Annotated in this window: 13 protein-coding genes; 9 read left to right on the top strand and 4 right to left on the bottom strand. The window is 33.8% G+C overall.

Annotated features, from left to right (window positions below):
• Positions 1 to 112: 112 nt before the first annotated feature.
• Both APR43_RS01910 and APR43_RS01905 read right to left on the bottom strand, forming a co-directional pair.
• Positions 113 to 1186, bottom strand: coding sequence for a DUF932 domain-containing protein (locus APR43_RS01910; RefSeq protein ID WP_053471344.1), 1074 nt, complete (start codon positions 1184 to 1186; stop codon positions 113 to 115).
• A 56-nt stretch (positions 1187 to 1242) separates the two neighbouring features.
• Positions 1243 to 1653 carry a single-stranded DNA-binding protein gene (locus APR43_RS01905; protein ID WP_053471343.1) on the bottom strand — a complete coding sequence of 137 codons (411 nt, stop codon included), beginning with the start codon at positions 1651 to 1653 and terminating at the stop codon, positions 1243 to 1245.
• 747 nt (positions 1654 to 2400) lie between these two features.
• On the opposite strand from APR43_RS01905, the gene APR43_RS01900 reads away from it, so the two are divergent.
• From APR43_RS01900 to APR43_RS01860, 9 genes are all read left to right on the top strand, one after another.
• Positions 2401 to 3033, top strand: a complete 633-nt coding sequence (locus APR43_RS01900; protein WP_053471342.1) for a hypothetical protein — start codon at positions 2401 to 2403, stop codon at positions 3031 to 3033.
• A gap of 196 nt (positions 3034 to 3229) precedes the next feature.
• Positions 3230 to 3901, top strand: coding sequence for a hypothetical protein (locus tag APR43_RS01895; RefSeq protein ID WP_053471341.1), 672 nt, complete (start codon positions 3230 to 3232; stop codon positions 3899 to 3901).
• Between the two features lie 188 nt (positions 3902 to 4089).
• Positions 4090 to 4722, top strand: coding sequence for a hypothetical protein (locus tag APR43_RS01890; RefSeq protein WP_123959102.1), 633 nt, complete (start codon positions 4090 to 4092; stop codon positions 4720 to 4722).
• Between the two features lie 26 nt (positions 4723 to 4748).
• Positions 4749 to 5276, top strand: a complete 528-nt coding sequence (locus APR43_RS01885) for a hypothetical protein (protein WP_053471339.1) — start codon at positions 4749 to 4751, stop codon at positions 5274 to 5276.
• Positions 5277 to 5452: 176 nt separating this feature from the next.
• The gene (locus tag APR43_RS01880) at positions 5453 to 6061 is read left to right on the top strand and encodes a hypothetical protein (RefSeq protein WP_053471338.1); all 609 of its coding nucleotides are present in this window, start codon (positions 5453 to 5455) and stop codon (positions 6059 to 6061) included.
• A 193-nt stretch (positions 6062 to 6254) separates the two neighbouring features.
• On the top strand, positions 6255 to 6866 hold the full coding sequence (locus tag APR43_RS01875; RefSeq protein WP_053471337.1) for a hypothetical protein: 612 nt from the start codon (positions 6255 to 6257) through the stop codon (positions 6864 to 6866).
• Between the two features lie 230 nt (positions 6867 to 7096).
• A complete protein-coding gene (locus APR43_RS01870; RefSeq protein ID WP_053471336.1) occupies positions 7097 to 7822 on the top strand; it encodes a hypothetical protein in 726 nt (241 codons plus the stop codon).
• A 186-nt stretch (positions 7823 to 8008) separates the two neighbouring features.
• Entirely contained in the window at positions 8009 to 8941 is a 933-nt protein-coding gene (locus APR43_RS01865) for a hypothetical protein (RefSeq protein WP_053471335.1), read from the top strand.
• 124 nt (positions 8942 to 9065) lie between these two features.
• The gene (locus tag APR43_RS01860) at positions 9066 to 9458 is read left to right on the top strand and encodes a hypothetical protein (RefSeq protein ID WP_053471334.1); all 393 of its coding nucleotides are present in this window, start codon (positions 9066 to 9068) and stop codon (positions 9456 to 9458) included.
• 106 nt (positions 9459 to 9564) lie between these two features.
• On the opposite strand, the gene APR43_RS01855 is transcribed toward APR43_RS01860, so the two are convergent.
• Together APR43_RS01855 and drt2 are read right to left on the bottom strand one after the other, a co-directional pair.
• Positions 9565 to 10347, bottom strand: coding sequence for a hypothetical protein (locus tag APR43_RS01855; RefSeq protein WP_053471333.1), 783 nt, complete (start codon positions 10345 to 10347; stop codon positions 9565 to 9567).
• A gap of 219 nt (positions 10348 to 10566) precedes the next feature.
• Positions 10567 to 12153: an antiviral reverse transcriptase Drt2 gene (gene drt2, locus APR43_RS01850; protein ID WP_053471332.1), complete on the bottom strand. Its 1587-nt coding sequence runs from the start codon at positions 12151 to 12153 to the stop codon at positions 10567 to 10569.
• Between the last annotated feature and the right edge of the window lie 1036 nt (positions 12154 to 13189).

Here is a 13189-nt window from a genome sequence, read left to right as displayed (position 1 = left end):
CTGCGCTTTTATGTTCTTCAATTGTGCAGATGTTCAACCCTGCTATCGCATGAGTAAAACCTGATTTTAAAGGCTGTCACGGTTTCGTAACAGCCTTTGGTTATATGTCTTGCTAATTCAGGTTTAGGATTTCTGCGCCATCTGCCTTAAAAGCCGTACACAGTTCAAACGCCTTTTGGGCTTTTCCCTGCGCTGTACCTCCCATCACAATGGACTGCAGTTTGGCTTCGCTGTCCTTGTATTTGCGCACATTCTGATAGTAGCCCGTCACCGCGTTATAAGCCCCGAAAAGAGTGCCTTTAGTGGTTTCCATCTGCTGGGATTCGCTTGCCATGGCATAGGCAAAAGCATCATCTACCGTATTTCTAAACACTGTGGAAACTTCATCGCCTGCCCCTTTTTTAATTAAAGCGAGAGTTTCGGTATTGGGGCATAATGCCAATTGGATCAGTTTTTTAACTTCTCTATCGGTTACCCTTACTTTAGCCCACTCATTGAAAATGCCTTCAAGCTGACTGCTGAGCCTGTCTGCCAGTCCCATTACTTTATGGGCATCATCAAGGCGCTGTTTTGCCCCTGAGGTATGGCGGATGCGCACCACATTGCTCATAGAGCGCAAAGAAGCATTAAGGGTGTTTTGGCATACGATGCGGATGGGCGTAAAAGCCGCTGTGATGCTTCCGCTCCCGTCGTGGGAGGTGGTCAGGAAAATATATTTTTCGGTCACATCATCCCCATTGCCCACACGGATATAATCAGGAAGTTTGGCGGTGATAAAAATGCGCTCGCCTTGTCCTAAAGCCCCTGCCGTTTCGTACAGTATACCGTCACCACCCCCGACAATCGCATCAAAGAAACTGAACGCCTCACGGTTCTGCACGATTTGGTAGTCTTTTCCCACGACCCCCAGTACGGCATTGCTGTCGGTACGGATAGTGGCAAAACAGTCAGGTACTGAAAGTTCAGTACTGCCCATCTCGATGCCGTCCGAGGTCTCAATAATGCCCGATGCTTTTGTATATAAAGGGCTTTTAGCCACCTGATAATCAAGTCCTGCGTATCTGATGGCTTCGGCGCTTGTCGGGTACTGCTCGACAATCTGCCCGAGCCCGTGCCATGCTTTTTCTTTTACACTGAAAAAAGAATACTTTCCTGTCTCGCTGTTATAATTGATATTATGTGCCATGATATTTGATTTTTAAAGTTTGAAAATAAAATTGTTTAAAACCCTTTACTGCCTGCTCAAAACGGGATGTCGTCCTCAGGCTCTTTTAAGGTGGCTTTTTGGTTTTCTCCCTGCCCTGCAGTCTGCCCAGTTTTCAATGCCTGCGTCCCTTCGGACTTCTTCCCGCCCCCGTGCAGTTTGATGTTCGAGGTATTGAAGTTCAGCCCCGCGCGCGGTTCCCCATCGTTTCCTTTCCACGCCCTTGCGCTTACCATTCCAGTAAGTTCCACCACCGTGCCTTTGGTCAGCCACTGGGCAACCCTCGGGCTTATCCAGTAGGCGCACTCGAAAAAGGTGGTCTGCTCTACCCTGTCGCCCTTTTTGTTTTTGTAGCTCTCGTTAATGGCTATTGAAAAATTTACTACCTGTCTGCTGTCTGACAAGGTGCTTACTTTCGCATCCTTTGTCACTCTTCCTGTAATGTTCATGATTTCTAGTTTTTAAAATTTTTACTTTCTTTTTCCCGCCCCGCATTTTTACTTTTTATTTTTTTTATTTTTTTTTCAGAATTTTATTCGGTAATGAGAGCAGGCGCTGTTTTGTTTCATCATTGCTTTTTTCAATATTTCAATTCTCATTTCTGACATTTTTTTTTATTCGTCTAAAGAGCCGCAGTATGCTTTGTTTTGTTTCATGAGCATAAAAAGGTTAGTGCCCTGCAGAAGCAAGGCTCTGGCAAAAAATACAACCCGGATGGGTGGAGATTTTTTGCCAAGACCTGAAAGGCCCGGCCTTGCTTTTGCTCAGGACACGGACTACCTTTGCTCCTGAAATGAACAAAAGCATACAGTGTCTTTGATAAAAAGCAAAAGGGAAGCAATTGGGATACTATTGGATAAAGAGAAACAGGTAAGAAAAGCAGTAATCACTGGATAAATTCCAAAAGATGTTCGCGAAGATTCAAGCCCGCTGGCATTTTAACACTGCAACAAAAAATTAAAAATCTGCAGGCAAACACTGATTTTCAACTATCGCAAAAACAGCAGCAGAACAATTAAAATAACTGATTCACAGCTATAGCCTCACAGCTGAAAAATGTAGTATATTATTGTTATATTAGCTGAAAAAACCTTACTAATTGCACAAAGCCAACTAAAAAATGTTGTTTTGGTGCCATTTTATGGCCGATATAAATTAATTAGCGGTTATTATGCCAAACGAGAAATTAAAAATTAATGAAAAATGACCTCAAAGATTTAGAATTTTTAGCTACAAAATCAAAAGAATTGATTGAAAGACAAGTGGCGTCATATAGACAACATCATTCTAATTCAGGTATAATAATGACTGTTTTAGCTTTATTTATACCCTTTTTCTTAAATGGTTTAGGCGACTCATATCTAATGATAAGAATACTAGCAATAATACCAACAGGAATTTTAATTTGGGCAATTATTCTGCTAATACAAGTATTAAGAAGTAGGCCTTTATATCAAGGAGCCAATTTTAAACTTATAGATGAATTGGTAAATGATTCATATGAAAATATATTATTAAGTGAAATTGGAGCTAATAAAGATTCTTTCAACGACAACGAACAAATAACCGCAAAATATAATAGTCAATATAATTTTGCAATTAAACTAACTTTAGTTGCAATTGTTTTATCAACTTTACTTTTATTTAGTAATCAGATTTTTAGACCAACCAATAAAAAAATATCTAAACAAATAATTATGCCTGATAATAAGAAAAAAGACGAAAAAAAAACGACAACACCAAAATTAGAACCGCAAAAAATTCGGGTAATTCCTGTAATAACTCAAGAGCGAAGAGTAACACTAAATGAAGGCAAAAAGAAAAAATAACTACCAATAAAAGCCACTACAACGGATTTGAGCATTTGGCTTAATGGGAAAATGGTCTTGTATTTGGAATATTTGGCAAATCCGAAAATGGGCTTAATTTAATCCCAAACCCGTTGTAGTACCAGAATGTTATCTGTTATTTTGACGCCGAGCTGCAGAAATATTAACATTAAAACAAAATCACAATCACAACAATATGGAAATATTAAGTCCTAAAGTAATTCCTCCAGTTAATATTATGACTAGCGTTACAGGTTCATTTGAATTTATTGATCCGATATTAAATGTTCCTATGACAAAAAGTATTACGACTATAACTTTTCCTGTACGAACTGGAATTAATCATCAACATATTAATATGGGAAATACGGATCCAACTGACCCGAAAGTTATTTTATATGGTGGAATGCAGGGTTTAATGAAATCTTGTGTTGATAATGCTGAAGATATTAAGAACAGAATACATCAAATAGTTTTAGATAGAGCCAATCTAAAATCAGAAGAAGAAAGAGTGGAATTGATGAAGTTGGATTTTATGAAATTAAAGAAATTGTTTATGGACGATGTTAGAGCATCTAAAATTTATCAAGAATTTAAACAATATAATTCTACAAAAAAACTTAAAACTTTCAGTCAAGTTTTCAATACTTTTATTTTGGATAGAAATAAATATACTCACGGACAATTATGTTTTATTAGTCCAAATTATGATTACGCTTTAGAATATATTGAAACTCCATCCCAGCAAAAAAGATATGCGTTAATTGATACAAATATATTATTGTCATATAATAATTGTTACAAAGAAATAATGAAAGTAATAGCCGAATATCAAATAATAAATCAAGCAAAAAAAATGAAGACTTAAAGAACAAATGACAAAAACACGCGACACAAAAGAAAAACATCAGATAACAAATGTCTTGCGCCATTTGCAAATTTAGTGGAATTACCATTTTCTAATTGTATTTTCATTTAGCTGAAAATACTCGTCTTCGTAAGTCGAAAACGGCGCAAGGCGCGCGAACGTTAGCTGCAATTTACAAACATATAAAAATGAAAAATCCAAATTTCAATAAACAAGTAAATAATACGATAAATAATGGAAAAACAACTGTAGATGAATTAAAGGCGATAGAACCAATATTAATCGAAAATTGTAAATCTAGTATCAAACAAATGTATGCGTATTATTTCATTACTCTTGTTTTGATGCTTCTTTGGTTTCTCATAGACAATTCTGTGATTACAGAAATAAAATTATTTGATGTTAATCTGAACAATAGAAAAATTTTGATCATCGGAATTCCATTTTTGTCTGTAATCTGCTATTATTTTTCTATAACATATATGGCTTTTAATCAATTAATAGATGCGGGACTAAAACAAATACAACAAAAAATATATCCAAACATAAGTCAAAGTTCGATTTTGGAATTAACTATATTTCCTTCTCTCATAGAATTAGAAAGTATAAAAATGAGGTTATCGAATGACTCCTTTGTAAGTACAACAGGCTTTATATTTATATCAGTTTTATTCATGTTTTTACCATTAATAGTTAATGGAATAATTTGTTACAAACTTTATAATACTGATTTTGTTTCATTTGGGTTTCCACTAATATACTCTTTGATTTTGCTTAAAATATTTTGCAACGTAATATTCTATTTTCGTCAAGTACAATAAACTGCAGTCATTTCAAAAACACTCCTATGGAAAACCCATATAATGAAGAAAACATAATTTTAATTAGAGAAGATTCTGAAAGAATTAGAGGCAGAATTTTGGAAACCGCAGTTACTGTCGAATTTTTAATCTCAAAAATTTTAGTTAACTATTTTGCAGAAGAAAGTAAAAAAGGAGATTTTTTTAGATATATAGTTTCTGATAAAATTACTTTTGATACTAAAAAATATATTTTAGCTTCTTTGAAGAAAGAAGGGAAAATTCCAGCCGATATTTTTTACAAAGAATTGATTAAAGATTTAGAGTATATCCAAATCATAAGAAATTTGGTTGCACATACTATTCTTTATTTGGATCCAAACTATGTAAATAGCTATTCTAGAGAAAAAACAACTTTAAGTTACACTGGTACAAAAAATTACGGAAAACAAATAATAATATATCATGAAGACGTAGAAGAAGATTTACAAAATCTTATTTACTCTTTTCCTAAAATCATTGACACGATTAACCGAATTATAATTGGACTAGAAAATTGTGTCGCAGAAAAGTGAAGAAAGTCTGCTAATAGCCGTTACACACAATTGCGAATTTTGTGGTAAGCTCACCTCTACCCTCAGCAAGAATTTTTATTTAACACAAAATGATCTGTTCCGAACCTAGCAACTGTGTGGAGCGTAAGAACCTTGGCAGTAATAGTACTAAAAAACATTGTTAAAAATTACAACTAATGAATTTTGAAGAAAACGACATAAATCATCAAAGGAAAATTATTGGCGAATTTTTTCTTCAATTTGATACGGTAATTTCTACGATTCCTTTTAATATTCCAAGAATAATATATAAAAAAGATCATACAGAACTTGAAAAGAGAAATATTGAGACTTTGTTGTGCGCAATGACAGCTTCAACCTTGAAGATATCTTACGACTCTTTGATATTCGACAATTACAAAGAATTACCCGAACTTGTAAAAGCAAATAAAGAAATTTCTAAGATTGTTGACAAAGTAACTGAAATTAGAAATTCTTTTGCCCATGGCTCATATCGATTGGGATGGAAAGATTTTGATGGAAATATTGATAAAGACTATTTTAGCCTTAGGCATAGTAAAGCAACAAAAAGCGGATATGAAAAAAGATCTTGGATTTACAAAATTTCTCAAGTTGAACTATTAATAAAACAGTTACAAAATATTAATAACGCTTATTTGCTCATGAACACAATAGTCTTTCTTCATTCACAAGAACAAGAAATTGATTCACATATTGCAAATTTGACTGAGTCCATTCCGAAGATTGGAAAAATAGAATTCAAACCGATAATGGAACTTAAATAAATTAGATAAAAACTACTACTGCCAAAAGCCACTACATCGGATTTGGGCAATTGGCTATATGGAAAATTGATTTTGTTTTTGTCATAATTTGCTATGCCTGTTCCCAAAGTTCGGGTGGCAAATCCGAAGAATACGCTTGATTTAATACCAAACCCGCTACTGACAGAACATTAGTGATCTAATCCAAAGAACTATGACTAAAAAGGAAGAAATCCAAACCGAAATAAATAAAATATGGCTTATCCTTGTAAATGCAAAAGAGTGTTTTCATTATTCATACTATTTACACAAACCTAGTACATTAGAAGAGCAAAACTATGTTGATGAATCTGTTGATTTCATTTTTATACGAGGAATATTATGGAAGATGGCTGTAACAGAACTTTCCAAGCTTTTCAGCTCAAAAAATAGTGACAGATCTAGCATCATTCGTTTTATCGAAAAGTTTGAAAAAGATGGTTATTTTGGAAGTCAAAAAATTGATAATAAAACAGTCGAAGAATGGAAAAGTGACATTGAAAATAATAAAGAAACTATTAACGAAATTGTTACTCTTCGCGACAAAGCTTACAGTCATACAGACCCAAATTATAATGAATACAATTTAGAAATCACATTTGAAGAAACTGAAAAGCTGATCGACATTGCCGAAAAAGTTATCACAGATATTTTCTATAAAGTTTTAAATTCGGGAGCTCATTTTGACAATGGTAGATTTGAAAAAGAGAACTTTGATATTTTAAAAATATTAGCAGAAGACAAAAAAAAGTACATAGAGAATTTGATAAATGAGGCAAAGAGATAGGTTTGTAACAGCTATAACGGATTTGGGCAATTGGCTTAGTTAAATGCTCGTTTTGTATTTGGAATGATTTACTTCATCTATTCGCTAAGGCTCGAGTGCTTCGCCTATTCGCGATAGGGTGGCAAATCCCAAGAATGGGATGAATTTAGTCCAAACCTGCTGTAGCGCCAAAACATTATGCTTTATACTACAGAAAACAGAACAAAATTAAACCTTTAAATAATTGTTGAATGACAGATAGAATAGAAAAACTTTTTAAATTCATTTCTAATAATAGAAAATACAACAAAGCTTTACAGGAAAGATATTATCGTTCAATTATTTTGCCGTACAAAGATGAAAAAGAAAAAATAATTTCTTTATTATACCATATTGCAAACACTCAAAGTCAACCCAAAATTGATAAACTTTCGGAATTTTATAAAACAATAATTACTGAAGAAAATTCTTTGAAGTCTTTTAAGGAATTTGTCGGGCAAATTAATCCAAATGCAAAAAGTAATTTCGAAAGCGTTTATAAAGGAATGCTAAATCAAAAAGGATGGGGACCAAAAACTTCTGCATTAATTTCTAAAACTATATTTCACTTACATAACGGCCAATATTCAGAGAATCTAAAAATTTGGAATGATGTTCCTAAAATAATTGATGAAAATGATAGTTTTTATCTTCCCGTTGATGCTGTAATAATTGCAATTTTCAAGAAGCTAGATAATTCGATAAAATGGGATTTTAACAAAATAAACAAAACATTAGAAACAAAATATAAAGGACATCAAATTGAAGTTTGGGATGACTTATGGTTTTGGGGATTTATAACGCAAAATGGAGGTGAAAACCGAAAATTTGAATGGAATGAAAACAAATATTGGGTATTAAAAGAAAGCGATAAAGACAAAATGAAAATAGAAGAAATAAAAAACAAATGCCAGGAGTTTTTAGAAATCTTTAATTAACAAAAATAGGAATAAATAAAACTACTAGGTATAGCATCTGTCTGGCAAGATTGGGATTTTCGGTCTAAATTTAAAGATGGTTATGTACTTGAAAATTTGTATTTTACCAAAAAATCCTGCATCTTTATTCCCCGACCACGCCAAGGGTCAGATCTATTACATCAGAATCGCTAAAAAGAAAATGAAATGAAAAACTTTTTAAGTCGAATATTCAATTTAAAACCAAGTCTTTCACCAATTGTGAATCAAGTTGACTATTCAGAAAATGGAAAGTTTGAAGTAATTAAATTTGAAAGAAAGTATTGTAAATTACTATTTGAAGGTCAAAGATCAGTTGATACAGAAAGATACATTGTTGAAATGCTTGTTAAAAGTGGTGAATTAATCGTTGCAAATAAAGAAATTGCTATTTTAAAACCGCAAATTCACGGAACAGGTAATTTAAAAATTTTTCTTCCTTTTGATTGTAGATTGGAAAACATTTACACTAATGGCAATGAACTTATAAAAGAAAATGATGTACTTTTTACCGTTACTCAAATAAATGATAAAACCATATTTCAAGAAAATCTTTTAAAACAAAACCAGAAAAATTTAAACAAAACAGAAATCAATTATATTTTAGATGATTTTTCGAACGAATATAAAATTAAATTTTCAAAAATAGGAGCCTCTGATTTTAGATATTTTAAATTATATACTGAAGATGAAAGAAGCGGTGCTGACTATTTAGGTATTACAATTTCAAACTATAATGGAACACTTTGTCTTGAATTTTATTCAGTTTCCGACACGTTCACATTAGCAAAAGGAGACGAAGTAAATCTATTATTTGAAAATAATTTTAGAATTGATATTAATTTCTCGAATGGATTGAATGGTCAAAAATACGATTATAGAAATTATGCGGCAATATCAATTAAAGATGTAAAAGGAATTTTTGAAAACAACTTTTTGAAACTAAAACTAACAAGTAACCGAAAAAGAATTTATCAAGTTTATACGTATGGTCATTTCGCTCACAATGAGCAATACGAAAGTATTTTGGAAGGTAAATTACTATTTAAGGAAATGGCGAAAAAATTTATTCAAATGCACTTAGATAAAAATTTGGAGTGATTTGCTCCGTCTGTTCGCTATTACTCGGATGTTAAATCTGTAAAATGGACTTTATTTAGTCACAGACCTTGCTGTAGTACGTTAATGGCAACTTTTGTAAATCTTCCTAAAAAACAAGACAAACATGGATTCAGAACAACAAATATTTTGCGGAAATTGTAATCATAAAATTCAAAATTTATCAGGACCATGCGAATCTTGCGGCTCTATAAAGAAGAATATTGTATTAGAGTTAGTTGATAAATTCGAATTCGAATTAAAAGATTGTATTGATGGAAAAATAATAAATCCATCTTTGAGAAGCAAAGACAAGATGCGTGAGAAATTTACTCTTGGAGCATCGCAATCAGCAAATGGTGACTGGGCAGAAAAAACCCGAATAGTCAATCGTGATAAGGACTACTATTTTGAAGAAGTGAAAAATTCAAAAGGAGAAATTATACATCACTGTACAGAAAAATTAAGCGATCATAAAGGTCATGGGACAGATAAATTCAATAATCTGGACAGCCACTAACTGCTACTACAACGGATTTGGGCAATATTGGCTTACTGTAAAGTTGGTTTTGTATTTGGAAGTAAGCTGGGTGGCAAATCCGTTACATTCCCATAGAAGCCTATTATTATTCGTAAACTTTCTTTATAATCTCCATTGCTTCATTTTTAGCATCTTCTACCTCTTCGAACTGTCGGGTATAGAAGTAAAATAGCGCTATTCCAAACTTTGGAAGTTCTAAAAAAATAAAATCATTTAAGTGATGAAAGAAAAAAAAACTTTCATTTTTTGTTTTAAATATAACTAAAGAATTTTCATTGTTAGCTTTAGATTTCTGGGTTACTCTTTTCTGGGCAAGTCTAATTTGAGCTACCGCTTTACTAGGCGAATAATCAATGTTGGCTCTCATAATAGATACAGGAATGTCCTTTAGGTATTCTAAATATTGAGAGGACTTAGATTTTATGAATTTTCTTCGAATCTCTAACAACTGAAATTTATATTCTATAATTTCCAACCAGCGAATTATGTTCTGCAATTGCTCATTATCAAAAAATGAGTTTGATAAATCTGTATCCTTTAAAATGGAAATTATATACTTTTCAACATTTCCTAATAAATTATTGTTACAATCTGCGCAGACAGGAATTGTCGTTTTATTATATGTTTGTTCACTCCCATTTATATCTGTTACAAAGAACTCCTTAGTACAACCTTCAAAGGTCCATTTTGGCAGTACATGCTCTTTTGTTAAATTATCCTGATTTGCACAAAAAACACATATTTCTTTTTTTGATTTATTTTTTGAACTAATTCTAGGAACATGTCTAACTAAAACGTCATTCATGATTTCCTTGGAATTCTGTCTCAATTTGACCCTGAGATTTTTTAGTTTAATATCAATATCCATATATGTGTATTTTTAACTAAGTAACTTGTTGATTCGTGCCTATCATCTGGCACTTCCAAGGGTTTAAAAATGATTAAGCCCAATAACAGCATGGCTAGAAAACGACAGGAGAAGAAGTAAACAATCTTTCATAAAATAAGCCGTAATAATTTTAGACATCCACAGCGTCCTTAATAAAAAAAGTGCAGTTGCAATTTGTAAGCACCGAATTCATAAAATTTAAAACTTCATTTTTTTCCGGCTTACCCTTCGTCCCTGTTCTTTCTTTTTGGTATATATATATTCTTTAAATTCGTGGCGCGAGAGAGATTTTATTAAAACCTCTTTTTCCATAATTGCAAAATGTGCTGACAGCTGTTTTCTTATCGATTTGGAATCCATCCCTTCCCGATAGGCTTTCATTGATTTGGAATAATAACGCTTCTTTGAGGCCTTGACGGCATAGGAAAGAAAATTCCTTTTTCCTAAATGCGAATATCTTTCGAAAATCTGTTTTTTTAATATTTTGTCCCTCTTGGATTTATCGCTGTAGGCCATCATGACGGTCTTTACGATTCTGCCCTTCATTTTCCTGAAATAACGGGAAAGGCTTCCGGGTCTTATATAAATTGAAGAACCATTAAACTCAAAGCCGAGGTACTGCAGATTCTTATAAAACTGCTGCTCATTCTGCGGAGTGAAAACGGGAGCTAGCGTGTCTATTTTCTTTTGGTTAAACCCTCTTACTTTGCCTGATAATGCAGGTTTGAAATGGATTATTTCAGTTTTCTTTGGCTGAATAACCAGCTTATATGCCGTTATTTCCTTTAGAACGATTTCGTTGATCTGCGCTGCCTTTTCAGGGTCACAGATTATCAGAAGATCATCGCAGTAGCGGCGGTAGGTAAAGTCCAGCTTGATACTGAGATTAAATATCTTTTCATCAAAATCAATCAGGTAAATATTGGACAGCAGTGCGCTCATAGGGGAGCCCTGCGGTATTCCCCGGAAACTTTTCTCACCCCCTTTGGAAATTTTAGGAAGATTGACCGTAACAAGATTTCTCTTCCTGAGCAGATCAAACTTATTGCTGAACGTTGGACCGGCAATATTGTCCGGAACTAAATCCAGAAGGGAGTTCCAGTGTGGGGCTGTTTTTAAATCTATTTTAAAATGCTTTAATATACTGTCACGGCTTATGTAGCTGTATTTTGTCAGAGATCTGAAAATTTTATACTGGTCCTTTGCCAGCTCCTGAAGGTCCAGTATTGTACACCATTTGCTTTTTAAAATAGCGTGGTCAATATTATCAAAATAACCTGTGATGTCAAGCGCTATAGCAGTGCAGTGCCCTCTGGATGATGTCTTCTGCCTTACAGCGTCGAATGCTTCTTTGGCAAATTGTATGTTGCATTTCCCATCAAGATCTGACCTGTAGGCCAGCACGCATTCACTAAAACCTTTACTGCGAATATACTCTTGATACTTTTCGGTTAAGGCAAAAGAATAATAACCGTAAATATAAGAATCGAAATGCGAAGCGAAAGCGATAGGCCTTATCTTAGTTTCCAGACCGTACGTTTTTTCGTTTTCCTGAAATCTGAATCTTGGCGTTTTGGTAAGTATTTTTACAAAAGGAAGAAAAGGATGCTTTGCCATAAGCTCCGTGTTTGATACGAGCTTTTTGATGTCACTGCTGTGTTTAAAGAAATTAAAATAAGGATCAAGATGGGGATAAGTTTTAAGTTCAAAACTCTCTTGGCTCTGGGCTGTCTTGGCCAGAAAACGTTCCCATAAATCCTGCGTAAAAATTGAAGTCTGCTTCATTACAATTTTATAGGGACACCAGCAGGAACGCAGTATCAGTCATTAACCTTACCTGCTGATGCACAATGTTAAACATTGCTTGGCAGACGACCGATTTCCATCGCCCTGGGGTTTACACCCATTCATGCCTTAATCCTCACATTGGCTGATAGAATTTTATTCTCAGCACTTCAGATTGGCTTTTTAATTCCAACCTTTCCAAGATTACCGGCAGTCTGACTGAACTGCTTTTGTGGGCCTTGGAACCTTGCAGAAATGTTTTACACCTGCTCGGACATACCAGACAAAGTCCGGGAAATCTTACAAACAATAGAAATGTTATGAAAGCAACTTTAATCTTGACATTATGGCTGATATTTCGTATCTTGGTGGAATATTTCTTCCCCTCTGGTACAGAAATTGCAGTATATGTCATGAATCACATTCTGCCTGTCGCGATAGGCAGAATAGTCAACTTAAACATTCAACCCTCCAGACTATTCTGAAGGCACTTATGTACTTCAAAATCTATGCCATAGATCATTTCATCCACCTTATTTAAGAATAACGTTCTATAAATATCAGGTTTTACATATTAGGGTTATTGATTTTGAAAACTTTGTCAGTATATATGACATATCTGACATATGCTCTCCCTGTTTTGTTATTTTCTATTCCAGTCATGTTACTTTTACGTTTGTCATTGCATTTACCAATAGTTTGTTAGCCGTGTTCTACCAACATATTTCAAAAAAATATGCAGGCTAAATCCCTAGCCCCGATTGCTTCGCCAGTTCGCTTTTCTCGTGTGTAGTGAAAATACTTCTGTGCAGGGGTTCGCGCAGAAAATTGAAGCGCATAGCGGGAGGAGCTCCAAAAAAAACATAATATCCGCAAAGTCAAAACAAAAATCCTTATATAATTTCAAAGAAACCCGATATCCCTAAAAAAACCGCGCAGTAAATCACAAAACAAATAACCCCGCCATTCTCAACACGCGAACTTCACGCCCCAAAGCAAAAACAGCCTCAAACCCCATAAAAATAAAAATCCTTAA

The organism is Flavobacterium sp. NLM (genome assembly GCF_002210235.1).
Classification (GTDB): domain Bacteria; phylum Bacteroidota; class Bacteroidia; order Flavobacteriales; family Flavobacteriaceae; genus Flavobacterium; species Flavobacterium panici.
This window is presented reverse-complemented; position numbering and strand designations above follow the sequence as displayed.

Bases quoted from the DNA above. Each gene is read 5' to 3' on its own strand.
- APR43_RS01885 (WP_053471339.1), top strand. From the start codon at position 4,749: ATGGAAAACCCATATAATGAAGAAAACATAATTTTAATTAGAGAAGAT.
- APR43_RS01875 (WP_053471337.1), top strand. From the start codon at position 6,255: ATGACTAAAAAGGAAGAAATCCAAACCGAAATAAATAAAATATGGCTT.
- APR43_RS01895 (WP_053471341.1), top strand. From the start codon at position 3,230: ATGGAAATATTAAGTCCTAAAGTAATTCCTCCAGTTAATATTATGACT.
- APR43_RS01865 (WP_053471335.1), top strand. From the start codon at position 8,009: ATGAAAAACTTTTTAAGTCGAATATTCAATTTAAAACCAAGTCTTTCA.
- APR43_RS01900 (WP_053471342.1), top strand. From the start codon at position 2,401: ATGAAAAATGACCTCAAAGATTTAGAATTTTTAGCTACAAAATCAAAA.
- APR43_RS01870 (WP_053471336.1), top strand. From the start codon at position 7,097: ATGACAGATAGAATAGAAAAACTTTTTAAATTCATTTCTAATAATAGA.
- APR43_RS01910 (WP_053471344.1), bottom strand. From the start codon at position 1,186: ATGGCACATAATATCAATTATAACAGCGAGACAGGAAAGTATTCTTTT.
- APR43_RS01880 (WP_053471338.1), top strand. From the start codon at position 5,453: ATGAATTTTGAAGAAAACGACATAAATCATCAAAGGAAAATTATTGGC.
- APR43_RS01860 (WP_053471334.1), top strand. From the start codon at position 9,066: ATGGATTCAGAACAACAAATATTTTGCGGAAATTGTAATCATAAAATT.
- APR43_RS01855 (WP_053471333.1), bottom strand. From the start codon at position 10,347: ATGGATATTGATATTAAACTAAAAAATCTCAGGGTCAAATTGAGACAG.
- drt2 (WP_053471332.1), bottom strand. From the start codon at position 12,153: ATGAAGCAGACTTCAATTTTTACGCAGGATTTATGGGAACGTTTTCTG.
- APR43_RS01905 (WP_053471343.1), bottom strand. From the start codon at position 1,653: ATGAACATTACAGGAAGAGTGACAAAGGATGCGAAAGTAAGCACCTTG.
- APR43_RS01890 (WP_123959102.1), top strand. From the start codon at position 4,090: ATGAAAAATCCAAATTTCAATAAACAAGTAAATAATACGATAAATAAT.